The 25,949-nt window shown below is 75.5% G+C and carries 22 protein-coding genes; 9 read left to right on the top strand and 13 right to left on the bottom strand.

Translation table 11 applies throughout. The features are described 5' to 3' along the window. Positions 1-56 precede the first annotated feature (56 nt). Positions 57-746: a class I SAM-dependent methyltransferase gene (locus ACU610_RS07960; protein ID WP_446767162.1), complete on the top strand. Its 690-nt coding sequence runs from the start codon at positions 57-59 to the stop codon at positions 744-746. A gap of 26 nt (positions 747-772) precedes the next feature. Here the strand turns inward: ACU610_RS07960 and ACU610_RS07955 are convergent, their stop codons facing one another. Beyond that, positions 773-1,438, bottom strand: coding sequence for a DJ-1/PfpI family protein (locus tag ACU610_RS07955; RefSeq protein ID WP_446767161.1), 666 nt, complete (start codon positions 1,436-1,438; stop codon positions 773-775). A gap of 122 nt (positions 1,439-1,560) precedes the next feature. On the opposite strand from ACU610_RS07955, the gene ACU610_RS07950 reads away from it, so the two are divergent. Continuing rightward, positions 1,561-4,290: an ATP-binding protein gene (locus ACU610_RS07950; RefSeq protein WP_446767160.1), complete on the top strand. Its 2,730-nt coding sequence runs from the start codon at positions 1,561-1,563 to the stop codon at positions 4,288-4,290. Between the two features lie 111 nt (positions 4,291-4,401). Here the strand turns inward: ACU610_RS07950 and ACU610_RS07945 are convergent, their stop codons facing one another. Beyond that, complete coding sequence (locus ACU610_RS07945; protein WP_446767159.1) at positions 4,402-4,878, bottom strand: DoxX family protein; 477 nt, start codon at positions 4,876-4,878, stop codon at positions 4,402-4,404. A 575-nt stretch (positions 4,879-5,453) separates the two neighbouring features. On the opposite strand from ACU610_RS07945, the gene ACU610_RS07940 reads away from it, so the two are divergent. From ACU610_RS07940 to ACU610_RS07925, 4 genes are all read left to right on the top strand, one after another. Then, entirely contained in the window at positions 5,454-7,229 is a 1,776-nt protein-coding gene (locus ACU610_RS07940; protein WP_446767158.1) for a serine hydrolase domain-containing protein, read from the top strand. After that, positions 7,226-7,621 carry a RidA family protein gene (locus tag ACU610_RS07935; protein WP_446767157.1) on the top strand — a complete coding sequence of 132 codons (396 nt, stop codon included), beginning with the start codon at positions 7,226-7,228 and terminating at the stop codon, positions 7,619-7,621. Before ACU610_RS07940 ends, ACU610_RS07935 begins: the two co-directional genes overlap by 4 nt. Before the next feature lie 232 nt (positions 7,622-7,853). Then, positions 7,854-8,012 carry a hypothetical protein gene (locus tag ACU610_RS07930; protein WP_446767156.1) on the top strand — a complete coding sequence of 53 codons (159 nt, stop codon included), beginning with the start codon at positions 7,854-7,856 and terminating at the stop codon, positions 8,010-8,012. A gap of 22 nt (positions 8,013-8,034) precedes the next feature. Beyond that, the gene (locus tag ACU610_RS07925) at positions 8,035-9,222 is read left to right on the top strand and encodes an FAD-dependent oxidoreductase (RefSeq protein ID WP_446767155.1); all 1,188 of its coding nucleotides are present in this window, start codon (positions 8,035-8,037) and stop codon (positions 9,220-9,222) included. Between the two features lie 122 nt (positions 9,223-9,344). Here ACU610_RS07925 and thrS read toward each other — a convergent pair whose 3' ends face one another. The 8 genes from thrS to ACU610_RS07885 form a co-directional block, all read right to left on the bottom strand. Beyond that, entirely contained in the window at positions 9,345-10,589 is a 1,245-nt protein-coding gene (gene thrS, locus ACU610_RS07920) for a threonine--tRNA ligase (RefSeq protein ID WP_446767154.1), read from the bottom strand. A gap of 286 nt (positions 10,590-10,875) precedes the next feature. Next, a complete protein-coding gene (gene hutI, locus ACU610_RS07915) occupies positions 10,876-12,087 on the bottom strand; it encodes an imidazolonepropionase (protein ID WP_446767153.1) in 1,212 nt (403 codons plus the stop codon). Then, on the bottom strand, positions 12,084-13,409 hold the full coding sequence (locus ACU610_RS07910) for a formimidoylglutamate deiminase (protein WP_446767152.1): 1,326 nt from the start codon (positions 13,407-13,409) through the stop codon (positions 12,084-12,086). The genes hutI and ACU610_RS07910 overlap by 4 nt, the downstream gene beginning before the upstream one ends. Next, the gene (locus ACU610_RS07905; RefSeq protein ID WP_446767151.1) at positions 13,406-14,605 is read right to left on the bottom strand and encodes an allantoate amidohydrolase; all 1,200 of its coding nucleotides are present in this window, start codon (positions 14,603-14,605) and stop codon (positions 13,406-13,408) included. Before ACU610_RS07905 ends, ACU610_RS07910 begins: the two co-directional genes overlap by 4 nt. Next, positions 14,602-16,263, bottom strand: a complete 1,662-nt coding sequence (gene hutU / locus ACU610_RS07900; RefSeq protein ID WP_446767150.1) for a urocanate hydratase — start codon at positions 16,261-16,263, stop codon at positions 14,602-14,604. The genes ACU610_RS07905 and hutU overlap by 4 nt, the downstream gene beginning before the upstream one ends. 54 nt (positions 16,264-16,317) lie before the next feature. After that, positions 16,318-17,835, bottom strand: a complete 1,518-nt coding sequence (gene hutH, locus ACU610_RS07895; protein ID WP_446770706.1) for a histidine ammonia-lyase — start codon at positions 17,833-17,835, stop codon at positions 16,318-16,320. Positions 17,836-18,471: 636 nt separating this feature from the next. Further along, positions 18,472-19,203 (bottom strand): NRDE family protein, encoded by a 732-nt coding sequence (locus ACU610_RS07890; RefSeq protein WP_446767149.1) that lies wholly within the window; start codon positions 19,201-19,203, stop codon positions 18,472-18,474. A 16-nt stretch (positions 19,204-19,219) separates the two neighbouring features. Then, positions 19,220-20,173 carry a zinc metalloprotease HtpX gene (locus ACU610_RS07885; RefSeq protein WP_446767148.1) on the bottom strand — a complete coding sequence of 318 codons (954 nt, stop codon included), beginning with the start codon at positions 20,171-20,173 and terminating at the stop codon, positions 19,220-19,222. Positions 20,174-20,300: 127 nt separating this feature from the next. Between ACU610_RS07885 and ACU610_RS07880 the strand changes: the two genes are divergently transcribed. Continuing rightward, complete coding sequence (locus ACU610_RS07880) at positions 20,301-20,777, top strand: DUF5709 domain-containing protein (protein WP_446767147.1); 477 nt, start codon at positions 20,301-20,303, stop codon at positions 20,775-20,777. Between the two features lie 12 nt (positions 20,778-20,789). Here the strand turns inward: ACU610_RS07880 and rox are convergent, their stop codons facing one another. The 3 genes from rox to ACU610_RS07865 all read right to left on the bottom strand — a co-directional run bounded on the left by rox (position 20,790) and on the right by ACU610_RS07865 (position 23,870). Then, complete coding sequence (gene rox, locus ACU610_RS07875; RefSeq protein WP_446767146.1) at positions 20,790-22,247, bottom strand: rifampin monooxygenase; 1,458 nt, start codon at positions 22,245-22,247, stop codon at positions 20,790-20,792. Between the two features lie 580 nt (positions 22,248-22,827). Next, positions 22,828-23,208 (bottom strand): penicillin acylase family protein, encoded by a 381-nt coding sequence (locus ACU610_RS07870; protein ID WP_446767145.1) that lies wholly within the window; start codon positions 23,206-23,208, stop codon positions 22,828-22,830. Continuing rightward, positions 23,205-23,870 (bottom strand): hypothetical protein, encoded by a 666-nt coding sequence (locus tag ACU610_RS07865; protein WP_446767144.1) that lies wholly within the window; start codon positions 23,868-23,870, stop codon positions 23,205-23,207. Before ACU610_RS07865 ends, ACU610_RS07870 begins: the two co-directional genes overlap by 4 nt. Positions 23,871-24,153: 283 nt before the next feature. Here ACU610_RS07865 and serA point away from each other — a divergent pair, with 283 nt between their 5' ends. Continuing rightward, on the top strand, positions 24,154-25,380 hold the full coding sequence (serA, locus tag ACU610_RS07860) for a phosphoglycerate dehydrogenase (protein ID WP_446767143.1): 1,227 nt from the start codon (positions 24,154-24,156) through the stop codon (positions 25,378-25,380). A 246-nt stretch (positions 25,381-25,626) separates the two neighbouring features. Beyond that, the gene (locus ACU610_RS07855; RefSeq protein WP_446767142.1) at positions 25,627-25,860 is read left to right on the top strand and encodes a hypothetical protein; all 234 of its coding nucleotides are present in this window, start codon (positions 25,627-25,629) and stop codon (positions 25,858-25,860) included. Positions 25,861-25,949: the final 89 nt, after the last annotated feature.

Below are 25,949 nucleotides of genomic sequence, written 5' to 3'. Positions count from 1 at the left end.
CTGGTGAGCGCCGACGGTGCTCGCGCTCCCCGGCGCCCGGGTGCCACGCTCGTCGCATGGCGGGCGTGACGTCCGACTACGACTCGGCCCCGGAGCGCTACCGGCTGGGCATGGCCGTCACCCGGAGACACTCCTCGGAGAGCCTGTACGCCGAGGTCGCCGCTCGGCTGACGGTCCTCGGGGCACGCCGGGTCCTGGACGTCGGCTGCGCTGACGGCGTGCTGCGGTCGGCGGTGTCGCCCGGACCGCTCGTCGTCGGGTTGGACACCGCGGCGGCCCTGCTGCGCGCTCACCCGCCACCGGTGGTCCGGGCGGACGCCGCGCACCTGCCGTTCCCCGACGCCTCCTTCGACGCGGTCACCGCGCTCAACGTGCTGTACCACCTGCCCGAGCCCGGGCAGGCGGTCCGGGAGGCCCGCCGGGTCCTGCGCGCCGGCGGGACGCTGCTCGCCTCGGCCATCGCCCGGGACGACTCGCCGGAGCTCTGGCCGTTCTGGCGACGCCCCGCGACGTCGTTCGACGCGGAGGACGCCCCGGCCGTGCTGGGCGAGGCCTTCGGACGGGTGGCGGTCCACCGGTGGGACGCACCGCTGCTGACCCTCCCGGACGCCGCCGCGGTCCGGGACTACCTGCTCGGCCGGCAGGCGCCGTCCGACGCAGCCGCCCGCGCAGCCCGCGCCGTCCGGACGCCGTTGCCGGTCACCGAGCGCGGCGCCCTGCTGGTCGCATCCACCGACCGGACCTGACCGGCGGCCGGTGGGGTTGGCCGCCCTCATGGCGTTGACGAGGGGGCCTGCGTCTCGCCGCGCAGGATCGTCCCCTCCATCGCGCGCACCAGTGCCACCACCGGAGCCGGGGCGGTCCGGGGCGAGCCCGCGTCGAAAGGGGGCTGCGGGTCGTACTCGATGCCCAGCTGGATGGCCCGGGCCGTGTCCTCCCCGGCGATCACGGCGGCGAGCGCGAGGCCCATGTCGATGCCCGCGGAGACCCCCGCGGCGGTGACGTACTTGCCGTCGACGACGACCCGCTCGCCGGTGTGGTGCACCCCCCAGTCGGCGAGCTGGCGGGCGGCGAGCCAGTGCGTGGCGGCCCGGCGGCCGGTCAGCAGACCCGCGGCGGCCAGGATGAGGGACCCGGTGCACACGGACGCCGTCCAGGTGCTGGTGGCGTCCGCCTGGCGCAGCCAGTCGTGAACCGGGCCGTCGGCCATGTGCGCGGTCTGCCCCCAGCCGCCGGGGACCACCACGACGTCCGGCGCAGGGACCTCGGACAGGGTGGCGTCCCCGACCAGCCCCAGGCTGCCCAGGTCGGTGCGCACCGCGCCGCGGCTCTCGCCCACGAAGACGGTGGTGGCGCCGGGCACACGACTGAGCACCTCGTACGGCCCGACGGCGTCGAGGGCGGTGAGGTGGTCGAAGAGCAGGACGGCGATCTGCACGGCAGTTCCTCCGGTCGCACGGTGTCCGTGCGGCACGGTAGGAACCGCGGACCGCGGCGGGCATCGGCGAAACCGCCGGTCTCCCGGGCCGTCGCGGACGGGTCCGGATCTAGGCTCGCCGAGTGCTCCAGGGCAGGGGCGAGGAGCAGGCCGCCCTCGCGGCGGTGCTCGACGACGCGGCCGCCGGCCGGGGCGGTGCGCTGGTCCTGCGCGGCCTGCCCGGTGTGGGGAAGTCCGCGCTGCTGACCGACGCCGTCTCCCGGGCCACCGGCACGACCGTGCTGCGCACCCAGGGCATCGAGTCGGAGTCGCCGCTGGCCTTCGCCGCCCTGCAGCGGCTGCTGCGCCCGGTCCTGTCCTGCGTCGAGCGGCTGCCGCCCCCGCAGGCGGACGCGCTCCGTACGGCGTTCGGGGAGCTCGCCGAGGGAGAGGTCGACCGGTTCCTCGTCTACCTCGCCGCGCTGAGCGTGCTCGCCGAGGCTGCCGAGCAGGCGCCGGTGCTCGCCGTCGTCGACGACGCGCACTGGCTGGACGACGCGTCGGCGACGGCGCTGCTGTTCGTCGCCCGACGGCTGCAGAACGAACGGGTCGCCGTGCTCTTCGCCGCCCGCACGGGCGACGTGCGCGCCTTCGACGGCGGCGACCTGCCGGTCCTCGAGCTCGGCGGGATCGACGCCGAGGCGGCCGGGGCCCTGCTGCGGGAGCGCTCGGGCGTCGCCGTCCCCAGCGAGGTGCGCGACGCGCTGCTGGCCGGGACCGGGGCCAACCCCCTGGCCCTGGTCGAGCTCGCCGAGGCACTGGCCCCCGAGCAGCTCTCCGGCGCCGCCCCGCTGCCCGAGCGGCTGCCCCTCACCGGGGGCGTGGAGCGGGCCTTCCTCGACCGCTACCGGCGGCTGCCCGAGGAGGCGCAGACGCTGCTGCTGGTCGCCGCCGCCGACGACTCCGGCCGGGCAGCGGTGGTCCGGCGGGCGGCGCGCGAACTGGGCGTGGGCGACGACGGGCTGGAGGCGGCCGAGCGGTCCGGCCTGGTCCGGGTGCGGGAGGCCGCGCTCGAGTTGCGACACCCACTGGTGCGTTCGGCGGTCTACGGCGGGGCGACCAGCACCGGACGTCGGCGTGCCCACCGTGCGCTGGCCGTGGCGTTCGACGATCCCGCAGAGGCCGACCGCCGGGCGTGGCACCTGGCCGCCTCCGTCGAGGAGCCGGACGCGGACGTCGTCGCCGCGCTGGACGCCGCCGCCGGGCGGGCACTGGCCCGCGGCGGGCACGAGGTCGCCTCGGCCGCCTACGAGCGGGCGGCCGAGCTGTCCCCGGTGGGGGAGGAGCGGGCGGAACGGCTGTTCCTGGCTGCCCACTCGGCCTGGCTGGTCGCCCGTCCGGTGCGGGCCCGCGCGCTGGCCGACGCGGGGCTCGCCGTGGCCACCGGGCCGGCGGTGCGGTCCCGGCTGCGCCGGCTGGTGGCCCACCTCGAGTTCCACGGCGCGTCGCCGGACGAGGCCCACCGTACGGTCCTGGCCGCGGCCGCCGACGTGGCGCCGCACGACCGGTGGCTGGCCGGTGACCTGGCTCTGCTCGGTGCGGCGTTGGCCGCCTCGGGAGCCCGCTCGGGCAGCACCGTCGACCCCACCGAGCTGCTGCCCCCGGCCGGTCCGGAGGCGCCCGTCCGGGACCGCTGCCTGGGTGCCCTCGTCCGGGGGCTCGCCGCGGTGCCACGCCGCGACTGGCCGCGGTCGACGGCCGCTCTGCGCGCGGCCGTCGACCTGGCCGACGGGCTCGACACCGTCGGCGACCTGGACGTGCTGATGAACCTCGGCGTCGCGGCCTGGTACCTGGGGGACGACGGGGCCGCGCTGCGACTGCAGGACCGCCTGCTCGACCACGCCCGGCGGAGCGGTGCCGTCACCATGGTCGTGCACGCCCTGACCCGCCGGAACGTCGCCGAGCTGGCCACCGGCCGCTGGAGCGCGGCGGCCGCGGGGGCCGGCGAGGCGCTCACCCTGGCAGAGAACGTGGGACAGCCGGCGCTCATCGCCTGGCCCACCGCCACGCTGGCGGTCCTCGCCGCGTTCCGGGGCGAGACCGATCAGGCCGCCGGGCACCTGGCCGCGTTCACGGCTCTCGTGGGCGGCCACCCTCTCGGCATCGTCACCGACCTCGTCACCGACCTGGCGCGCTGGGCCCGTGGCCTGCTCGACGCCGCCGATCCCACGGTCGCACTCCACTCCCTGGAGCAGCTGCGGTCACTGCCGGTCGGGCACCTGGCGGCGCTCGACCGGGTCGAGGCGGCGGTGCGGGCCGGCCGGGACTCCCTCGCCGAGGAGTGGGTGGCGCAGCTGGCCTCCTTCGCCGAGGGGACCGGTGCCGCCTGGGCGGCGGCGCTCGCCGCGCACGGACGCGCGCTGCTGACCGACGGCGAGGAGGCCGAGGAGGCGTTCCGGTCGGCGCTGACCGCGCACGAGGGCTCGCTCCGGCTGCCCGCTCGGGCCCGCACCCAGCTCGCCTACGGCCGTCTCCTGCGCCGTCGTCGGAGGCTGGTCGATGCCCGCCCGTACCTGGCGGCGGCGCTGAGCACCTTCGAGGACCTCGGTGCGCTGCCCTGGGCGGAGCACGCCCGGCAGGAGCTGCGCGCCGCGGGCGGGACCGTGCGGCGACCCGACCAGCCCCACCGGCCCGCGGAGCTGACCACCCAGGAGCAGCAGGTGGTCCGGCTGGTGCGGCAGGGCCTGCCCAACCGGGAGGTCGCCGCACAGCTGTTCCTCAGCCCCCGCACCGTCGACTACCACCTGCGCAACGTCTTCACCAAGCTCGGCATCACCAACCGGACGGAGCTGGCCACCCTCCCCCTGGACTGAGGGAGGACCACCGTCCCCGCCCCGCCACGCGGAAAGGACCCCCCTGCCCCGCCGGGGCAGGCGGGCTCCGGGGTCGTGGCCGCGCCGACCGGTGCGGCGTGGGCCGTGTGGTCAGGTCGTCGGGCGCGGCGTCCGGTGGAGGCGCCGGACGGCGAGGTGGTCGAGCCCGAGGCGGCCCGATCCGGTGACGGCGAGGACGAGGCTGAGCAGGCCGATCGCGATGACGGTCTCGGGGCCGTTGCGGTCCATGGCGAACAGGCCGCTGGTGTGCACGAAGACCCAGGCGCCGGCCATGTTCAGCGCCATCAGCACGCCGACGACGGGCACGGCGGCGCCGAGGATCACGGCGATCCCGCCGACGAGTTCGAACAGCACGTTGGCCGGGCCGGTGAGGGCGGGCAGGGGGACGCCGGACTGCGCGAAGAGCCGCCCGACCCCGGCGAGGCTGCCGCCGACGTCGTACTCGAGCTTGGCGTGCCCGATCATGATCACCCCGAGGCCGACCCGGGCGACCAGCAGCACGACGTCGCGGACGGTCCGGGTGAGAGCGGTGGTCCGGGCGAGCCCGGTGCGGTCGGTGGTGGTCATGGCCGGGGTCCTCCCTGTGGGTCGAGTCCTCCGCCAGCGACGTCCGGGTCCGCGAGTCGATGCGCAGCCCGCCCTCGAGGTGGGAGGAGGTGTTCACGGCGGGGACGGCGGGGCTGCGGACGTTCGTCACGCGGGCTCCCGGTGCCGTAGCCGGTACGGCAGCACGGTGTCGACCGGGTCGACGCTAGGAACCGGGTGGACGGCGCACACCGGTGAGATCGCCAGTCCTGGCCAGGCTGCGGTCGCGGACGTCGGCGGGGCGGCGGTGCGGCGGTGCGGCGGTGCCGACGAGGACAACCCGCCTGCGTCGTCCATCGCGGCAGTGACCCGATCCTCGGGTTCCCGGGGTCCACGTCGGGTTCCGAGTCCCCGACCACTCCCGGTGGGAGGCTGGACCGGAGGGAGCATCCATGACGACGTGCCTCCGCCGACCCGGGAGTCGCCGTTCCGCGCGGGGTGGACGGCGCACCGGAACGGCGGCGCGGTCACGACCGACCCCGGGCGTTCCGGGTGCCCCGCGCCCGTCACCGCACCGCCGCCCGGGGCCCCGGTTCCACTGGCTGCTGGTCTGCGCGGTGCTCGCCTCGTTGGCGGCGACGACCGTGACCGGTCCCGCCGCCGTCGCGCAGCCGCCCGGGGTGGATGCGGCGCGGCTGACCGGCTACCTCGAGGCCGCCCTGCGGAGCACCCGCCTGCCGGGCGTGGCCGCGGCGGTCGTCGAGGGCGACGGGACCGCTGTCGTCGCCGGGGTCGGGGACGACGGTCGGGGCGGCGCGGTGACATCGCGCACCCGCTTCCGGGTGGCCTCGCTGAGCAAGTCGTTCACCGCGGTGGCGGTGCTGCAACTGGTGGAGGACCGGCGCATCGACCTCGACTCGCCGGTGCAGGCCTACCTGCCGGAGTTCGGCCCGGAGCCGGCGGCGGTCGCAGCCCGCGTGACCGTCCGCCACCTGCTCAACCAGACCAGTGGGCTCACCGACGGGGGCTACCCCGGGATCGTCGACGACGGGGCCGCCGACCTCCAGCGCCGCGTCGCGCTCCTCCGTACCGCCCGCCTGAGCGGCGAGCCGGGCACGCGGTTCCACTACTCGGACCTGAACTACCAGGTGCTCGGCCGACTCGTGGAGGTCGTCAGCGGGGTCCCACTCGGGACACACCTCGACGCGCGCGTCTTCGGGCCGCTCGGCATGAGCGACACGGTCTCGGTCACCACGGCCGCGGCCGGCTCGCACCTGCCCGGCCTGGCCCGCGGTCACGTCCTGGTGTTCGGCTGCCCCGTGGCCCGGCAGGAGCTCGACGGGCTCCTCGCCGGCTCCGGCGGGGTGATCACGACGGCTGGGGACATGGCGCGCTGGCTGGGGTTCCAGACGACCGGACGCACCCCGGACGGCCGGGTCCTGCTGTCGCCGGCGCTGCTGCGGCTCAGCCACACCCCGCCCGACGGGGTCTCCGGTGGGTACGCCATGGGCTGGCAGGTGGTGCGCGGGCCGTCCGGCACCGGCCCGGCGATGCTCGAGCACACGGGGGTGCTCTCCACCTTCTCCGCCCAGCAGGTGCTGCTGCCGGGCGCCGACGTGGGCTTCGCGCTGCTCTACGACGGCAACAGCGCGCTGGCCGACACCGCCGCCGTCGAGCGGGGCCTGGTGGCCCTGCTCACCGGCGCACCGGCACCCGGCGTCCGGAGTACGGCGCTGACCGCGGGTCTGCTGGCCGGAGCCCTGCTCGCCACGGTGGTCGCCGTGGTCCGGGGCCTGGTGCGGGGACCGGCCTGGGCGGCCCGCCGGGGCCGGCGCCGGTGGGGGACCGCCGCGCGGTTCGTCCCGGCGCTCCTGCCGGCGGTGCTGCTCGGCTGCCTCCCGGCGGTGCTGCGGGCCGGCATCGGTCGGACGTTCACGTCCTGGCAGCTGGCCCTGGCCATGCCCGACGTCGCGATCCTGCTGGTCGTCGCCGCGATCGGGGGCCTCGCGGTGGCCACCGTCCGGGTGTGTGCTCTGGTGCGCCGCCCGCTCCGCGCGGGCGGGGTCCGCACCGCGGCTCGGGGGACCGCCGAGCGGACGACGTGTTCGGCCCCTCCCAGCAGCCGCTCGACCAGCCGCTGGGCCGGCAGGACGAGCGGGTGGGTACCCGGCCGTCCCCGCCGGTGCGACCGGTCGACGGGACGAGGCGGTCGTGGGCGGGCTCGGGGAGAGGCCGGCGGCGTCATCGAGGGCCGCACCGAGCCCGAGGTGGCACCACCGCCCGAGGACGTCGGACCGCGCCCGGTCGGCCGTGACGACGTCGGCCGGTTGCGGCATCCTGCGGTGCTGATCGCCCCGTCGTGCCGCCGGAGACGTCGATGCCCACCTGTGTGACCCTGATCCGAGCCCCGGAGCTGTCGAGCGTCGCCGAGTACGCCTACGCCGCGACGGCTCCCGCGGCGGCTCGCCTCGTCTTCCTGGCCGGCGCGTGTCCCCTGCGCCGGGACGGCACCACGGCCGCGGTCGGCGACCATGCCGGCCAGGCTGCCGTGTGCATGGCGAACCTGCGGGCCGCCCTGGACGCTGCAGGAGCGTCGCTCCAGGACGTCATCAGCACCCGTGTGCTCGTCGCGTCCACCAGGCGGGCCGACCTGGTCACGGCCTGGTCGGTGGTGCGCGACGCCTTCGGTGAGCACGAGGTCCCGAGCACCCTGCTGGGCGTGACGGTCCTCGGCTACGAGGACCAGTTGGTCGAGATCGAGGCGGTCGCCGCGGTCACGGACTGACGTGTCGCCGGCCGGACGCGGACCGGGGCCATGGTGGCGCTCCTCCGAGGAACGGCGACGATGCCGGCCGTCGCGCCTGCGTTGTGGGTCCAGCCTGTGTGGCGACCACCTCCGGCCTCGAGCGAGATCGCGGGCCCGGCCCTCGGTGGTGCTGCAGCCGCTGCTCCGTCGTCGTCGGTTCTGGTCGCTTCGTCGCCGCCGTCCACCCGCCCCAGGACCCCAGGAGGACGCCGTGCAGGTGGGAGCGCCGCAGACTCAGGGCACCTCTTCCAGCGGTCCGGCGATCGGCACGCCGGCGACCTGCAGCCTGGTGGCGCCCGAGAGGATGCCCGTCGAGGTGGTGCAGTTCCTCGATCGCGCGGTGCAGGGATCGTCCGCCTTCGGCGCCTGAGCCCGGAACGGAGACAGCAGCCATGGTGGAACCGGTCGCCCTGTCCGACCAGCTCGTCGCCGTCCGGGACGACCCCGTGCGCGTCCTGGTGGTCGGCGCCGGTGTGGCCGGGGTGACGCTCGCGCAGTACCTGCGGCGGGCCGGGTCCTCCCCGGTCCTGGTCGACCGCCGGCGTCCGGACGCCGGGCTCGGCTACATGTTGGGGCTGGTGCCGCTGGTCGACCCGGTGCTGGAGCACCTGGGCGTCGTGGCGGCCTACCGGGAGCGCAGCGTGCCCGTGCGGGACTACGCACTGCGGGACCAGGCGGGCCGACCGCTGCGGCAGTACCCGCTGGCGGGCCTGCTCGAGTTCGGTGACTACCGCGGCATCGAGCGCGGCGAGCTGCTGGCCGCCCTGGGCGACGCCGGGGGACCGGTCACGTACGGCACGACGGTCAGCGCGCTCGTCCAGTCAGCGGACGCCGTCCGTGCCGTCTTCGCCGACGGCAGGACCGCCGAGTTCGACGCGGTCATCGCCGCCGACGGGATGCGCTCGACCACCCGGTCCCTGGTCGTGCTCCCGGAACGGGTCACCGGCTACGACACCGGCTGGGGCGGGTGGGTCGGCTGGGCGGAGTCGGACGACGCCCCCGACCGGTACGAGGAGTGCTGGGGTCCCGGCTTCTTCGTCGGCACCTATCCGGTCAGGGGCAGGGTAGGTGTCTTCGTGGGCGGTCCCCGCCGAGCGACGGCAGAGGGCGCAGCCGGGTTCGCGGCCCGTGTGCGCGGGCAGCTCCGGGCAGATGACCGGCGCATCGTCCACGCCCTCGAGGCGGTGGCCGACGGCAGGAGCACGCACTACTGGCCGCTGACCGACGTCCGGACCGGGTCCTGGTCGTCAGGTCGGGTGGGCCTGGTGGGCGACGCAGCGGCTGGTTTCCTCCCGACCGCCGGCATCGGCGCCGCCATGGCGATGGAGTCCGCCGCCGTCCTGGGACGGCTGCTACACCGGGGTGCAGCCGGTTCGGTGCCCGAGCTGCTGCGTCGCTACGAGGCGTGCCAACGGCCTCGGGTGGAGTCGGCGCAGCAGAGCTCGCGCCTCCTGGCCCGGCTGGTGTTCCGCACCTCGCGGCCGGTCGCCGTCGTACGGGACGTGGCCTCGCGCCTGGTCCCCCTGGAGACGGTGCTCGGTCCGATCCGGCGACTGCTCGTGGATCGGCCGGATCCGTAGCCGGCCGGGCAGTCGCCCCGTCTGCGCCGACGGGTCCGTTCCGCTCGGCCGACGGGTGCCTGCCCGCGCGGGGCTCGGGTCCCGTGCGGGAGGCAGGTCGTCGAGCACCACCGGTCACCTGGCTAGGCGGCGGGACCCGCGACGGTCCGTTCGCGCCGGCGGGCGGCGATCTCCGCGACCAGTCGCTCGACCAGGTCGGATCTCGACAGGGAGGACCGAGCCGCCGAACCGGGTGCGGACACGGTGGCGGTGTCGTCGGCGACCTCCGCGTCGCCGACCACTGCGACGTAGGCCGCTCGTCGTCGGTGCGCCTCCTTGATCCGGGCCGACAGCGGTCCGTCGTCGAACAGCTCCGCGCGGACGCCGGCCCCGCTGAGCCGGGTCACCAACGAGCCGGCGGCGGCTCCGTGCCGTTCCGCGCGGACGGGGAGCACGCACACCTGCACGGGCGACAGCCAGGTGGGGAGCCGACCGTTGCTGCCGTCCAGGAGGATGGCCGTCATCCGCTCCATCGAGCTCAGCAGCCCCCGGTGGACCATCACGGGGCGGTGCCTCCGGCCGTCCTCGCCGATGTAGTGGAGTCCGAAACGCTCCGGCTGGTTGTGGTCGACCTGGACGGTGGAGAGGGTCTCCTCGCGGCCTCGGTGGTCGACCACCTGGATATCGATCTTCGGACCGTAGAAGGCGGCCTCACCGGGCGCGACGTCGTAGCCGAGGCCGGCGGCGTCCAGTGCGGAGCGGAGTTGGTCCTCAGCGGTACGCCACTGCTCGTCCGGACCGAGGTAGCGACCATGGGGCCCGCGGACGGAGAGCCGGAAGCGGTGGATCGGGATGCCGAGCACCTCGTAGCAGCGCCGGACCGCGCTCAGAGCGAGGCCGACCTCGTCCGTGACCTGGTCGGGACGGCAGAACGAGTGAGCGTCGTCGAGGTTGATCTGCCGGACGCGGCTGAGCCCGACCAGGACGCCGGACAGTTCGCTGCGGAACATCGAGCCGATCTCGGCCAGCCGCACGGGCATGTCCCGGTAGCTGCGCGGGCGCGCCGCGTAGACCTGGGTGTGGTGGGGGCAGTTCGCCGGGCGCAGCACGAAGCGCTCTCCGCCCACCTCCATCTCCGGGAACATGTCTGCCGAGAACTTGTCCCAGTGTCCCGAGCGTTCGAACAACTCGCGCTTCCCGAGGACCGGGGTGTACACGCGGCGGCACCCTGATGCGAGAGCCTGTTCCAGGGCGAGTCGTTCCAGCTCGGCACGCACGACCGCGCCGTCAGGCAGCCACAGCGGGAGCCCGGCGCCCACCGAGGGGGCGGTGTCGAAGAAGTCCAGCGCACGCCCGAGAACGGAGTGGTCGGAGGGGTGGGACGACATCGCGGTTCCTCTCACGCGGGGGAACCGACCGCCGGCAGGCCGCCCGGGGCTGGCTCCCCGGGACCGGTAGCGCGCTTGCTACACGAGACGCCGGAGGTCCTCCGGCGTGGTCGTCTGCCGCAGCGCGATGAGCACGCCGCCGACGATGGCACGCACGCGTCCGGGGAGCAACGCCATTGCCGGGTACCGGCCGGTGGCGCTGCCTGCCGGCGGTGGGGATGCGCTCGTCCCGGGGCGAGGCTGCTCGGGAGCCGGTCCGGACGGCGACGAGCCGGCCGTCGACCGGTCAGCCGCGCCCGCGGGGCGCCGGTCCCGCCGCCGGGTCCGCGATGGCGGCGGCCGGCAGCTCCAGCGCCCGCACGATCGGCACGCCGGGGCGGTAGGCCAGGTACCGGTACGACGGCGCATCCAGGACGGCGAGGTCCGCGCGGGCCCCCGGACGCAGGTGTCCGACGTCGGTGCGGCGCAGTGCCGCGGCACCCCCGGCGGTCGCCGCCCACACCGCCTCGGCCGGCGTCATCCGCATCTCGCGGACGGCGAGGGCCAGGCAGAACGCCATCGACGAGGTGAAGCAACTGCCGGGGTTGCAGTCGGTAGCCAGCGCCACCGGCACGCCTGCGGACAGCAGCCGGCGGGCGTCCGGATAGGGCGACCGGGTCGAGAACTCCACCCCGGGGAGCAGGGTCGCGACGGTCGTGCCGCCGGCCAGCGCGTCGACGTCGGCGTCGGTCAGGTGGGTGCAGTGGTCCGCGCTGGCCGCCCCCAGTTCCACCGCCAGGCGCACGCCGGGCCCGGCGGAGAGCTGGTTGGCGTGCAGCCGCAGGCCCAGCCCCGCGGCGCGCCCCGCCTCCAGCACGGCGCGCGCCTCGTCACCGTCGAAGGCGTGCGCTGCGGCGGGCTCGCAGAACACGTCGATCCACCGGGCGTGCGGAGCGCAGGCCGCCAGCATCGGGCCGGTCACCAGGGCGAGGTAGTCCTCCCGGCGGCCGGCGTACTCGGCCGGCACCACGTGCGCACCCAGGAAGGTCGCCTCGGGCGTGACCTCGGCGGCCAGCCGGAGGCAGCGCGCCTCGTCGTCGACCGTGAGCCCGTAGCCGCTCTTGACCTCGACCGTGGTCGTGCCCTGGGCGCGCATCTCGACCAGGAGGGCGGCGAGCCGGGAGCGGAGCGCGGCGTCGGACGCGGCACGGGTGGCGGCCACGGTGGACGCGATGCCACCGCCGTCGTAGGGGGTCCCCGCCATGCGCGCCTCGAACTCGGCCGCACGGTCCCCGGCGAACACCAGGTGGGCGTGGCTGTCCACGAAACCGGGGAGCACCGCCCGCCCGCCGACGTCGACCCGGGAGTCGGCAGCCGGTGCCCGTGCCGCCGGGCCGACCCAGGCGACGGTGCCGCCGTCCACGACGACCGCGGCGTCGGGGACCAGCCCCAGCCCGCCCGCCTCGAGGGCGGGGTCGTTGGTCACCAGCTCGGCGATGCCCGTGACCAGCGTGCTCATCCCGCGGCCCAGAGCGGCTCGATCGCCTGGGTCAGCAGCCGGCCGACGTCGCCCAGCACGTGGTGCCCGTCGGCCACGACCACCCGGCCGTCGACGACGACGGTGTGCACGTCGGCCGCCCCGGCGGCGGCCACCAGCTGGTCCGGCGCGCACCCGGCCGTCCGCGGGCTGTCGGTCCGGACGGCGACCAGGTCCGCCCGGGAGCCGGGCGCGATCCGGCCGGCGTCGGGCCATCCCAGCGCGCGGTGGCCGGCGACCGTGAGGGCCTCGAGCAGCTCGGCCGGCCGGAAGCGGCCGCGCTCGCCGGAGACCAGGCGCTCGTGCGCCTCGAGCAGCCGGGCCTCGGCGAGCAGGTCGGTCGTGACGTGCTGGTCGCTGCCGAGGCACAGGGGCGATCCGGCGTCGCGCAGCCGGCGGAAGGGGCCGATCCCGTCCGCCAGGTCCGCCTCGGTGCCGGGGCACGCGCAGACGCTGGTGCCGCTGCCGCCGAGGGTCGCGACGTCGTCCGCGGTGACGTGCGTGGCGTGGACGGCGGTGGTGGACGGTCCGAGCACTCCTCGCTCGTGCAGCAGCCGGGTCGGCGTCCGGCCGTGGTGGGCGCGGCAGGCCTCGTTCTCCGCCACCTGCTCGGACAGGTGCACGTGCAGCGGCCGGCCGGCGCTCGCCTCCACGACCGCCGGCAGCTGGTCGGCGGGCATGGCCCGGACCGAGTGCACCGCGCTCCCGATCCGCACGCCGGTCCGTTCGGGGAGCGCGGCGACCCGGCGGGCCCAGGCGTCGGCGTCCCCGTCCGAGAACCGGGCCTGGACGGCGTCCAGCGGCAGGTGCCCGGCCCCCTCGAGCCCCCCGGCGAGGTAGCAGGCATCGAGGAGGGTCAGCCGTACACCGGCGTCGGCCGCCGCGGCGATCAGTGCCTCGGCCATGGCGTTGGGATCGGCGTAGCGCCCGCCGCCGGGCGGGTGGTGGAGGTAGTGGAACTCGCCGACGCAGGTGGTGCCGGCGAGCGCCATCTCGGCGTACACGGCGCGGGCGAGGCCGAGGTAGCCGTCGGGATCCAGGCGCTCGGCCAGGCCGTACATCCGCCGCCGCCACGTCCAGAAGGTGCCGCGCCCGTCGTGCGTGCGGCCGCGCAGCGCCCGGTGGAAGGCGTGGGAGTGGGTGTTCGCGAGCCCCGGCAGCACGACGCCGCCGAGCCGGGAGTCAGCGGCGGTGGGGGCCGGGGCCCGGTCCACGGCGGCGATCACGCCGCCGTCCACCGCGATCCGGACGCCGGGCACCGGGCCGGCACCGAGGTCGGCGGACTCGCACCAGAAGGTCGTCATGCCAGCGCCTCGACGGCGCTCGCCAGGGCCGTGACACCGGCGAGGCAGTCGGCGAGGTCGGCGTGCTCGGCGGGGGAGTGGGACACCCCGGTCGGGTTGCGGACGAACACCATGGCCGTCAGGACGCCGGCCGCGGCGAGGACCCCGGCGTCGTGTCCCGCCCCGGTCGACAGCACCGGCGGCGGGCCCTCGGGGCCGGTGAGGACGGCGGCCAGCCGGTCGCGCAGGGCGGGGTCGAAGGCGGTGGCCGGCGTCCAGGACTCCTCGACCGGGTCGGTGCCCGCTGCGGCACCGACCGCGGCGACCACGTCCCGCACGCCGGTCTCGGCGGGGCCGCGGGCGTCGAGCCAGGCCGTGACCGCGGACGGGATGGCGTTGACCCCGTTGGGCCGGACGTGCAGCTTGCCGATGGTCGCCAGCGCGCCGTGCCGCTCGGCGGCCGCCCGCGCCTCCCGGATCGCGGACGCCAGCGCCGGCATCGGGTCCTCCCGGTCGGCGAGCCGGGTAGTGCCCGCGTGGTCGGCCCGCCCGCGCAGGTCGAGGCGCCACCGGCCGTGCGGCCAGATGCGGGAGGCGAGGCCCACAGCGGCGCCCCGGCCGTCGCGGACGTCGGCGAGCCCGCGACCCTGCTCGACGTGCAGCTCCAGGAAGCAGCCGATCCGGCGCAGCGCCTCGGCGTCCCGCCCGACGGTCCGGGGGTCCTGGCCGGCCGCGGACATCGCCTCGGCCATGGTGCTGCCGTCGTCGTCGGGGAGCGAGCGCGCACGGTCGGGGTCGAGCGCCCCGGTGAGGAGCCGGGACCCGGCGCAGGCGACGCCGAAGCGGGCCCCCTCCTCGTCGGCGAAGCAGACGACCCCGACCGGACGGCGCAGCGCGGCCCCGCGGTCGGCGAGCAGGTCCAGCGCGGCGAAGGCCGAGACCACGCCCAGGGGACCGTCGAACGCCCCGCCGTCCGGGACGGAGTCCAGGTGGCTGCCCAGGACGACGCCGGGCCCAGCGGCGTCCGGATCTCCCGTCCAGGCCCAGAGGTTCCCGGCCCGGTCGGGGAGGACGTCCATGCCGCGCCGCCCGGCCTCGCCGCGGAACCACTCGCGCAGCACCGCGTCGGTCGCGGTCCAGGCGAACCTCCGGTAGCCGCCGGACGCCGCCCGGCCCACCCCGGCGAGGTCGGTCCACATGCGCTCGAAGGCGCTCACGCCCCGCTCTCCCGCATCGGGATCCGGACGCCGCGCTCCTCGGCGACCTGGGCGGCGAGGTCGTAGCCGGCGTCCACGTGCCGGATCACCCCGGTGCCCGGGTCGTTGCGCAGCACCCGCTCGAGCTTGCGGGCGGCCAGCGGCGTGCCGTCGGCCACGCTGACCTGCCCCGCGTGCAGCGATCGGCCGATCCCGACGCCGCCGCCGTGGTGGATCGACACCCACGTGGCCCCCGAGGCGGTGGTGACCAGCGCGTTCAGCAGGGGCCAGTCGGCGATGGCGTCCGATCCGTCCGCCATGGCCTCCGTCTCCCGGTAGGGGGAGGCGACCGATCCGGCGTCCAGGTGGTCACGGCCGATGACGATCGGCGCGCTGATCCGCCCGGCGGCGACCAGCTCGTTGAACCGCAGCCCGGCGACGTCGCGCTCGCCGTAGCCGAGCCAGCAGATGCGGGCCGGCAGTCCCTGGAACCGGACCCTCTCCCGCGCCGCCCGGATCCAGCGCTGCAGGTGGTCGTCGTCCGGGAACAGGTCCAGGACGGCGCGGTCGGTGGCCGCGATGTCGGCCGGGTCGCCGGAGAGGGCCGCCCAGCGGAAGGGGCCCTTGCCCGCGCAGAACAGCGGGCGGATGTAGGCGGGCACGAAGCCGGGGAAGGCGAAGGCCCGGTCGAAGCCGCCCTTGCGCGCCTCGTCGCGGATGGAGTTGCCGTAGTCGAAGACCTCGGCACCGGCGTCGAGGAAGCCGATCATCGCCTCGACGTGCCGGGCCATCGAGGCGCGGGCACGCTCGGTGAACTCCTCGGGCTTCCGGTCCGCGTAGTCGTGCCAGTCGGCGACGTCGACGCCCTCCGGCAGGTAGCTCAGCGGGTCGTGCGCCGACGTCTGGTCGGTGACGACGTCGACCTCCACGCCGCGGCGCAGCAGCTCCGGGAACACCGTGGCGGCGTTGCCGACCAGGCCGACGCTGCGCGCCCGCCGGTCCCGCTTGGCGGCGAGGCACCGCTGGACGGCCTCGTCGAGGTCCGGGGCCACCTCGTCGAGGTAGCGGTGCTCCACCCGGCGGCGCAGCCGGGTCTCGTCGACGTCGACGACCAGGCAGGCGCCGCCGTTGAGCGTCACGGCCAGGGGCTGGGCGCCGCCCATGCCGCCGCAGCCCCCGGTCAGTGTCAGGGTGCCGGCCAGCGAGCCGCCGAACCGTTTGGCCGCCACGGCGGCGAAGGTCTCGTAGGTGCCCTGGAGGATCCCCTGGGTGCCGATGTAGATCCACGACCCGGCGGTCATCTGGCCGTACATGGTCAGCCCGAGGCGCTCGAGACGGCGGAACTCCGGCCAGGTGGCCCAGTCGCCGACCAGGTTGGAGTTGGCGATCAGCACCCGGGGTGCCCACTCGTGCGTGCGCAGCACACCGACCGGCCGCCCGGACTGGACCAGCATGGTCTCGTCGTCGGCCAGCGTGGTGAGGGTGCGCACCATCGCGTCGAAGCTGCGCCAGTCACGGGCGGCCCGTCCGGTCCCGCCGTAGACGACCAGGTCGTCGGGCCGCTCGGCGACCTCCGGGTCGAGGTTGTTCTGCAGCATCCGCAGCGGCGCCTCGGTCTGCCAGCTCCGCGCGGTCAGTGCGGTGCCGCGCGGGGCCCGCACGGGTCGTGCTCCCTCCATCGTGGCGCTCCTCTCGCTGGTGCCGGCTCCGGGCGGCCGGCGACGGGCTGCGGGTCAGGTCAACTCGACGCCGGTCGCGGTCAGCAGGCTGCCTGCGGTCACCAGGTCGACGACGGCCTCGATCTCCGGCGTCAGGTGCCGGTCGGGTCCGGGGCCGCCGACGCCCGCCGCGCGGACGGCGGCCCGCACGGCGGCGGTCGGGCGGGCCGGTTCCAGGGGTGCGCGCAGGTCCAGGGCACGCGCGGCGGTGAGGACCTCGATGGCGAGGACCCGGGTCAGGCCGTCGACCGCCCGGCGCAGCTTGCGGCCGGCCGCCCAGCCCATGGAGACGTGGTCCTCCTGCATGGCCGAGGAGGGGATCGAGTCGACGCTCGCCGGCACGGCCAGGCGCTTGAGCTCCGCGACGATCCCGGCCGCGGTGTACTGGGCGATCATGTGGCCGGAGTCGACCCCGGGGTCGTGGGCCAGGAAGGGCGGCAGTCCGTTGTTGCGGGCGGGGTCGAGGAACCGGTCCGTGCGACGTTCGCTCATCCCCGCCACGTCGGCCACCGCGATCGCGAGGAAGTCGAGCACGTACCCGATCGGGGCGCCGTGGAAGTTGCCGTTGGACTCCACCCGTCCGTCGGGGGTGATCACCGGGTTGTCGATGGCCGAGGCGAGCTCGCGTCCGGCGACCGCGGCGGCGTGGGCAACGGTGTCCCGGGCGGCCCCGTGCACCTGCGGCGCGCAGCGCAGCGAGTAGGCGTCCTGCACGCGGGTGCACTCGGGGCCCCGGTGGCTGGCCATGATCCCGCTGCCGTGGAGCAGCCTCCGCAGGTTGGCGGCGGACTCGGCCTGCCCGGGGTGCGGGCGCAGGGCATGGAGGTCGGCGGCGAACACGGCGTCCGTACCGAGCAGGGCCTCCACGCTCATCGCCGCGGCGACGTCGGCCGTCGCGAGCAGCCTGCGCAGGTCGGCGAGGGCCAGCACCAGCATGCCCAGCATGCCGTCGGTGCCGTTGACCAGGGCGAGGCCCTCCTTCTCGGTCAGCGCGACGGGCTCGATGCCGTGGGTGCGCAACGCCTCGGCGGCCGGGCGCAGCGCGCCGGCGCCGTCCCGCACCTCGCCCTGACCCGTGAGTGCCAGGGCCACCGCGGACAGCGGGGCCAGGTCGCCCGAGCACCCCAGCGAGCCGTACTCGTGGACGAGCGGCGTGAGGCCGGCGTCGAGCAGCGCGGCGTAGGCCCGAGCGGTCTCTGCCCGCACGCCGGTACGGCCGGTGGCCAGTGTGGACAGCCGCAACAGCATCAGCGCCCGCACCACCTCCCGCTCCACCTCGGGACCGGATCCGGCGGCGTGGGAACGGACCAGGCTGCGCTGCAGGTGTGCCCGTCGCTCCGGCGGGATGTGCCGGGTGGCCAGGGCACCGAACCCGGTGGACACCCCGTAGTGCGGCCGGTCGTCCTCGGCGAGCCGCTCGACCACCTCCCGGCTGCGGGCGATCTCGGCCAGCGCCTCGTCGGCCAGCCGGACCCCGCACCCGTCGCGGGCGACGCGCACCACGTCCTCCGGTCCCACGGGACCGCTCCCCACGACCACCCGTTCGGCGGGCACGGGGCCATGGGACACCGTCTGCGCCGGGCCGCCTAGACCTGTCCGCCCGGTCGCGCTCGATACCCGCCACGGAGCCACCCGCGCCGCCACGCCCGTGCGCCGTGCCCCCCGGCAGGACGGACGGCAGCGCTCCGCGGAGTCCGGCGCCGGCCATCAGATCCCCGTCACCTGTCAGGGGTCGTCCCCTCGTCGAGGCCCGCGGACCCCTCGACGATGCACTCCCGTTCAGTGGACGAGGACGAGTCGCCCTGGACGTGCACCACACCGTCGCTCACGGAGAGCCCCACCGCAGGCGGACCCGTCCGCGGGGCGCCAGGGTCGGACAGGCACGTGGTGGGGCCTGAGCCCGTCCCCGGCTGGGAGCTGGTCGGCGTGCCTGCACGTCGATGGCCCGCCCTGGGGGCATCGCCATCTGCGACCCCGAGCGAGACCCCGACCGCTCTGCGGCCCCGTGACTCGTCGAGGTCGTGGCCCGCTCGGTCGAGCGGCTGCGGCCGGCCACGACCGAGCCGTGACCGGGACGTCGAGCCCAGCAGACTCCGGCGCAGCGGTCCGGAGGCAATCCGCGGCGTCGCAGGGTGGCCTGGAACCTGCCGTCCGGCGGCCGGCTGACCGTCAGCCCAGGTCGAGTGCCTGCCAGGGCTCGCCCGTCCAGGGCCGGCGGCTGTGCTCCAGGTGCAGCCGTCCGGGCGCGGCCTCGATGAGCTGGCCGAAGACGGTGGCGTAGACCAGACCGTCCTGCTCGTGGCGCACCACGAGCGCGCCGGGGTCGTCCTGCGGTGGTTCCTTCGCCGTGAGCCGCCGCCAGCCGTCGGGGAACTCGGACGTGGCGAAGGCGGGGAGGAAGCGGTCGGCCTTGCGGTCTTCCGGGCCACCGGACGTGATCATCCACGTGCCGGCGGGGTGGTGCGTGGTGCTCAGCTGTGTCCCGTCGAAGTCCCAGGTGACGAGGCGGTCCGGCGCGGCCAGCACCAGCAGGAAGCTGGCCATGCCGTCGAGCCGGACGTGCCCGCGCCACTCCTCCTCGTGCAGGGCGCCGAGCAGCGGCAGCACCCCGCGACTGGGCGCGCCCGGGTCGGCCTCGCGCTTGTGCGGCCGGTTGAGCACCAGTGCGGTGACGCCCGTGGCGACCCGGGTGGCGCACCACGTCCCTCCGGCGGTGCGGTCCCGGCCGCCGACGACGTCCGGGAACTCCGGCCACCAGGCACCCGGGTCGTCGAACGCGCGGCTGGTCAGCTCGTCGCGCAGGGCGAGGACCGCCGTGGGCGCGCCCTCGGTCCACCGGACGACCACCGTGCACACCCCGCTGATGATCCCAGCCGAGGCGGTGGCCCCGCTCTTCGGCACGTCGGTCAGGGGCTGCTCACCACCGGATGCCCGGGAAGCGCAACCTCGGCGGACCCACGACGGTCGGCACGTCCAGCGGTGGTGGCGCCGGCCCGTCGTCGCCCAGCACCCGCTGCGGCTGGTGCGGCACGAGTTCCCGCAGGCGCCGGGCGCGTTCGGGCGTCGACGGATGGGTCCGCAGGAGCAGCGGGTCCGGCACCCGGCCGCGCCGCACCATCAGCCGCTCCCAGATGCGGCCCGCGCTGCGCTCCAGGCTCTCCAGGGCGGAGGCCAGGGCCTCCGGGTCCCCGGTCAGCGTCGCCCCCTCGAGGTCGGCGTCGTACTCCCGGGTCCGGGAGAGAGCCAGTTGCGCCAGGGTCACGACGGTCGGCAGGGCGATCAGGACCAGGGAGAGCAGCAGCAGTTCCGGGTCGCCACCGAGGGTCATCGGCAGCGTGATGAGGATCGACAGGACGCCGACGTAGGAGAGGGCCTGCACGAAGCGGCCCACCGTGTCCGACAGGCTCATGACGACGGTGTCGCCGGACCGCACGTGGCTCACCTCGTGCGCCAGGACGGCGGCCACCTCGCGGGCGGTGAGGATGCGCAGCAGCCCGTCGCTGACCGCGATCGCCGCGTCGTCCCCGCGCCCGGCCGCGAATGCGTTGGGGATCGTGCTGGACACGTAGTAGAGGGTCGGCGTGCTCGCGAGCCCGGCCCGCTCGGACAGTTCCTGCACCATCCGGACCAGCCGCGGAGCCGTGCCCGGGCCCACCGGCACCGCGCCGTACACCGCCAGCAGGGTGCGCGTCGGCACCCTCGGCCGCAGTGCGCCGACCAGGGCACCGACGACGAGGGCCCACAGCAGGCCCGTCGGTCCGAACAGCACCCAGGCGAGCACACCGGCTGTTCCGACCAACCCGCCGAGCAGGAGGACGGCCTGGGCGACGTTGCGCAGTCCCTGCCGGCGCAGCGTCCCGGGATCGAGCACCGAGCGACGCTATGCCCGACGGGGGCCGCGGCGGCAGGTCCGGCGACGGCGCGGGGTTCTCGCCCCCCGTCGCGGGTGCGGTGTCCGTCAGACTGTCGTGCCACCGACTCCGAGGGAGGAGGACCCGATGCGCCACGGTGGCTCCCGCGCCCACGGCGACGACGCAGGAGAGGCGTCGCTGCGTCTGGAACCGGAGGACGTCCTCGAGGACGTCAGCACGGACGACGTCCTGGAACTGGGCTACTCCCCGCAGGACCGCCCGTGGGCGGTGGACGACTGGGGGACGACGGCCTTCGAGCAGGAACAGGGCGAGGGCCTGGAGGGGCGGCTCGCCCGAGAGTTACCCGACGTCGCCGCTGACGAGGACGTGGCGGATGACGTGGGTGACCTCCCCGGAGGCGAGGGCGAGCTCCGCGACGACGAGGTCGGCGACGAGCGGGCCGGCCGGCTGTCCGAGACGGACGCCGGCACCGGTTCCGCCCCGGACCCCGAGCCGGACCTGCAGGCCTTCGACGAGGGGATCGACGGGGGAGCGGCATCCGCGGAGGAGGCTGCCGTGCACGTCGTCCCGGACGGAGCGGCGGAGTGGTCGACGTCCTCGTGACCGGTGTGGTCCTCAGCCTGGACGCGGTGCCGCTGTCCTGAGGGAGGTGACGGGCGCGCCGAACCACCTGGCCAACTGGCTGAGCAGATCCGTCTGGTCCTCGCCGACCCACGCCACGTGGCCGTCCGGCCGCAGCAGCACGGCGGGCACGTCCAGCTCCCCGCTGGCGTCGACGACGTGGTCGACCCGATCCGCCCACCCCGCCGCGGAGAGCCTGCCGGTCTGGTCGAGCAGCAGGCCGCGACCGCCGCGCATCAGCTCGTAGAGGCGCCCCCGCTCCAGCCGCACGTCCCGCATCCGACGGCCGAGCAGGTCGTGTCCGTCGCCGAAGTCGTAGCGGACCCCGATCGCGGTGATCTTCTCGATCAGGTAGCGGTTCACCTCCTCGAAGTCCATCAGCTCCGACACCAGCCGGCGCACTGCCTGGGGACCCGGCTCGGTGGACATCAGCTCCATCTGCGCCCGGGTGTTGGTCAGCACGTCGGCGGCCACCGGGTGCCGTTCGGCCTGGTAGGTGTCCAGCAGCCCGTCCGGTGCCCAGCCGGCGACCTCGGCGGCCAGTTTCCAGCCGAGGTTGACCGCGTCCTGGATGCCGAGGTTGAGTCCCTGCCCGCCGGTCGGCGGGTGGACGTGCGCCGCGTCGCCGGCCAGCAGCACCCGGCCGACCCGGTAGCGCTCGGCCTGCCGGGTGGCGTCGCCGAAGCGGGACAGCCAGCGCGGTGAGTGCACCCCGAAGTCGGTCCCGGCGGTCGCCCGCAGCTGGTGCCTGAACTCCTCGAGGGTCGGCGGGGTCGCGCGGTCCTCGGCCACCCCCTCGGCGGGGACGACGACGCGGTACACCCCGTCCCCGAGGGGTCCGAGGCCGAACCGCTTCTGCGTCGTCCGGACCTCGGCCACCACCGCGGCCACCGTCTCCGGCGGCACGGCCACCTCCATCTCGCCCAGCAGCGTCTCGACCCTGGCGGGCTCACCGGGGAAGCCGACGCCGAGCAGCTTGCGCACCGTGCTGCGGCCGCCGTCGCAGCCGACGAGGTAGCGCGAGCGCAGCCGCGTGCCGTCGGCCAGCTCGGCGGTCACCCCGTGCTCGTCCTGGCCCAGCCCGACCAGTTCGCTGCCGCGCCGGATCTCGGCGCCGAGCTCGGTGGCGCGCTCGGCCAGCAGCCGCTCGGTGGTGGTCTGCGGGATGCCCAGGGTGTACGGATGCGCCGTGTCCAGCCGGTCGGGCGCTGGCTTGTCGATGCCGGCGAAGAAGCCGCCGACCGGGTGCCGCCGGCCGTGCGCGAGGAACCGGTCCAGCAGACCGCGCTGGTCCATCAGCTCGATGCTGCGCACGTGCAGGCCGAGTGCGCGGACGTACCCGGTGGGCTCCGCGTCCCTCTCCAGGACGAGCGCGTGCACGCCCTGCAGCCGCAACTCACCGGCCAGCATCAAGCCGGTCGGTCCGCCGCCGGCGATGAGCACGTCGATCATGGATCCTCCGTTCGACGAGGTGCGTCTCGGCCGGCTGCTCCACGCCCTCCGGCGGCGCGCACGCCCGCACCTCCGCGCGCGAGCCCGCAACCGCACCGCGCGTCCCACCGGTGGTCCGACGTCCCGCGGGACCGACACTCCGACGGGAGCACCCGCACGTCGTGACTCGCGTTCTCGCAGGTCGCGGCCTCGACCGGGCGATTCTGCGGCCCGACCCGGGTCTTGCCGCAAGCCCCCGGGTGCGCTGTAGGTTGAGAGTGGCGGGAGACGTGTGACCTCGTGCCTCCGCCGTCCGCTCCGGACGAGCGACCTCCTCGCACAGCGGCAGCGCGCCGCCCACGGCCGTGCGTCGGAGACGCCGTCGCGCATCTCGCAGCGGTCCGCGGCCGGCGGGACCAGTGCAGGGGGTGAACGCGGGGTCCACGACCCGGCGGCGGGGTCCTGGGTCAACGCCGCGCTGGGGGCCCGAGCCGGCGGCGAGCGGCTCCATGCCGACATCCCGGGCCAGGCGGCACGGCGGCTCGGTGGGTGCCGCGGTGAGGACGGCGCAGGGGTCGTACGTCTGATTGACCGCGGAGGCTCAGCTGTCCGGTTCGGCGGGCCCACCGGGCGGGCGCAGACGGATGCGCCGCTCGGTCACGGCCTCGACACGCGCACGGCTGTAGCAGAGTGGGAACGCCTCTCCACGGCTCCAGGCCTCGAACAGGTCGGCGTAGTGCGGGCTGTCGGGGGCGCCCGACTGCCCTGGGCTGTTCATGACCAGGGAGCCGTCCCAGTCGCCGACGTCCACGACGATCCGGAAGGTCGCTCCACCGGTCTGCACGAACGTGTCGGCGAGGTGGGTGCGGTGGTCCGGGGCGGTCCAGCGGTTGCCTGCCGGCCGGGACGTCGCACACCCGGGTGGACCGGCCCAGGCACGGCACCGCCGAGGTGTCCGCCGGGGCCGGGCCGGGCGGTTCACGGTCGCAGGGCGTAGAAGATCTCGGCTCCCGCTCCCGGGGGGCTGTTGAAGTCGCGCCAGGCGATGAGGACCCGGTTGTCGCCGACCAGCGTCATGTCCGGGCCAGGCGGGAGCGTGTTGTCGCCGCTGACCTTCGTGGGGGCCTGGAAGCTGTCACCAGCGTTGCTGCTCCGGGTGAAGAAGACGGCGAGATCGCCGCCGGGTACCGTCGCCTGCCAGGCCACGAAGACGTTGTTCCCGGATGCCACGACCCGGAGCAGGCCGGGATCGGTGCCGGTGGTGGCATCGCTGAGCGTGATCCGGTTGGCGAACACGCCGTCGTTCTCCCGGTCCCGCCGGAAGACCACGTCGCCGCCCTCGACCCACACCACGTACACCCGGCTGCCGGACACCGCGATGTCCTCCCCACCGGAGAAGACCGTGCGACTGTTGCTGAGGTTGATCCGCTCCTGGGGGAACGTCCTCCCCCCGTCCCTGCTCCGAGCCAGGAAGACGTCCGGCTGCGCGTCCATCGGGTCGAAGCCCGGAGGGAACTCGTGCCAGAGGACGAAGACGTCGTTCCCCGACCTGGCGACCGTGGGGGGCTCGGCGTCCGCTCCCGGGGTACCGGGGATCCGGGTGGCCGCCACGAGTGCGCGTTCCTGGGGCGTGGTGTCGGTCATGACGCCTCCCGTGGGCCGGTGTCGGGGAGCACCTCGTCCGTCGACATCCCACCGGGGCACCGTCACGTTCCCGTCACGCCGGCATCACCGAACTCGCCGGGCAGCTCCTCGACCCGGTGACCGGCGAGGGCCGTCGCGCGTGGACGGCGACGGTCAGCCGCACGGGCGGCCGGCCGGTGGGTTCCTCCTGTCTGTATCTCGTCGCAGCTCATCGCCCTCTCTGTAGGTGGAGTCGCAGGGCGAGGCGTCCCTGCTGCAGTCCACCGAGGCAAGGAGGCCTTGAATGCCCATCCCGGTGTCCCCGCGTCCGGTCCGGGCCCTGCTGGTCGAGGGTGTCCACCCGATCGCGGCCGACCTGCTGGCCGCTGCCGGCATCGCCGTCGAACGGATCGACCGTGCACTGGACCCCGACGAGCTGGTGCGGCGGCTGGACGGTGTGCAGGTGCTGGGGCTCCGCTCGGGCACGCGCGTGACCGCCGACGTCCTCGCGCAGGCCCCGGACCTGCGGGCGGTCGGGGCGTTCTGCATCGGCACGAACCAGATCGACCTGCAGGCAGCCACCGAGCACGGGGTGGCGGTGTTCAACGCGCCGTTCTCCAACACCCGCAGCGTGGTGGAGCTGGCGGTGGCCGAGATCATCGCGCTCACCCGAAGGCTGACCGTGCACGACGACGCCATGCACAACGGGATCTGGCGCAAGTCGGCCAAGGGCAGCCACGAGGTGCGCGGGCGGCGGCTGGGGATCGTCGGGTACGGCAAGATCGGTAGCCAGCTCTCGGTGCTCGCGGAGGCGCTCGGCATGCGGGTGTCCTTCTTCGACACCGCGGACCGCCTCGCCCTCGGCAACGCCCGCAAGTGCACGACGCTCGAGGAGCTGCTCGCCGACTCGGACGTTGTGTCGCTGCACGTCGACGGCCGGCCGGGCAACAGCGGCATGTTCGGCGAGGAACAGTTCGCGGCGATGGTGCCCGGGGCGCTGTTCATCAACCTCTCCCGGGGCTTCGTCGTCGACCACGCCGCGCTGCGCCGGCACATCGACAGCGGCCACCTGGGCGGTGCCGCCGTCGACGTGTTCCCCGACGAGCCGGCCGCGGCGGGTGACCCGTTCGAGTCCGACCTTCGCGGGCTGCCCAACGTCATCCTGACGCCGCACGTCGGCGGCTCCACCGAGGAGGCGCAGCAGGACATCGGCGAGTTCGTCGCGACCAAGCTGATCGGCCACCTGCAGGACGGCGCCACCGGGCTGAGCGTCAACCTGCCCGAGGTGCAGCCGGCGCGCAGGGGAGCCGGCGCCCGTCTGGTGCTGCTCCACCGCAACCAGCCGGGGGCGCTGGCGCACGTCGACAGCGTGTTCGCCGACGCGGGACTCGACGTCGAGCAGCAGGTGTACGCGACCTCCGGGTCGGTCGGCTACGTGGTCACCGACGTGCGCGGGTCACTCACCCCAGCCGTCATCGACCGGCTGCGCGGCATGCCCGGGACCATCCGGGTGCACGTGCTGGCCGCCTGAGTGCCGTGGCCTGGACGGGACCATCGCGGCCGGCGCGAGCGGTGCGGTCGAGCCGCGATCGCTCGGCGCCGCGACCGTCGGGCCGCGAGCGGGTCGGTTCGGGGCCGTGCCGGCGGGAGAGCGGACCGCGAGCGCCGCGCCGGCTCCCGGGCTCTCGTGGACGACGACGCCCCGGGCTGCATCGGACCTGATCCAGCCCGTGTCACGGGATGAGAAGCTGCTCGCGGACGCCCGGCCCTGGACCTCGTGCGCGACCCGGCCCTCCGGCTCAGCGACCTCGACGGCGCCCGCCGGCACCCGGAACAGGTCGGCCGCCGTCTCGTCGGTCAGGTGCTCCCGGACCGCAGGGCAATGGGGGAGGAGCGGCCGCTGGTGCTCCGGCTGCACGACCTGCGCCACACCCGCGCCACCCAGCTGCTCGCCGACGACGTGCCCAGGGAGGTCGTCTCCCGAGCCTGCTCGGCGAAGACGACGGGTTGACGAGGGGTTCCGGAACACCGGGACGACCCGTCGAGTGGTGGCTCGTACGGAGGTCTGATTTCATGTCCGTCCTGTAGCGGAAAGACCCC

Source organism: Geodermatophilus sp. URMC 61 (assembly GCF_052931555.1).
The sequence above is the reverse complement of the archived record's forward strand: the minus strand, read 5'-3'. Positions and strand labels throughout refer to the sequence as shown.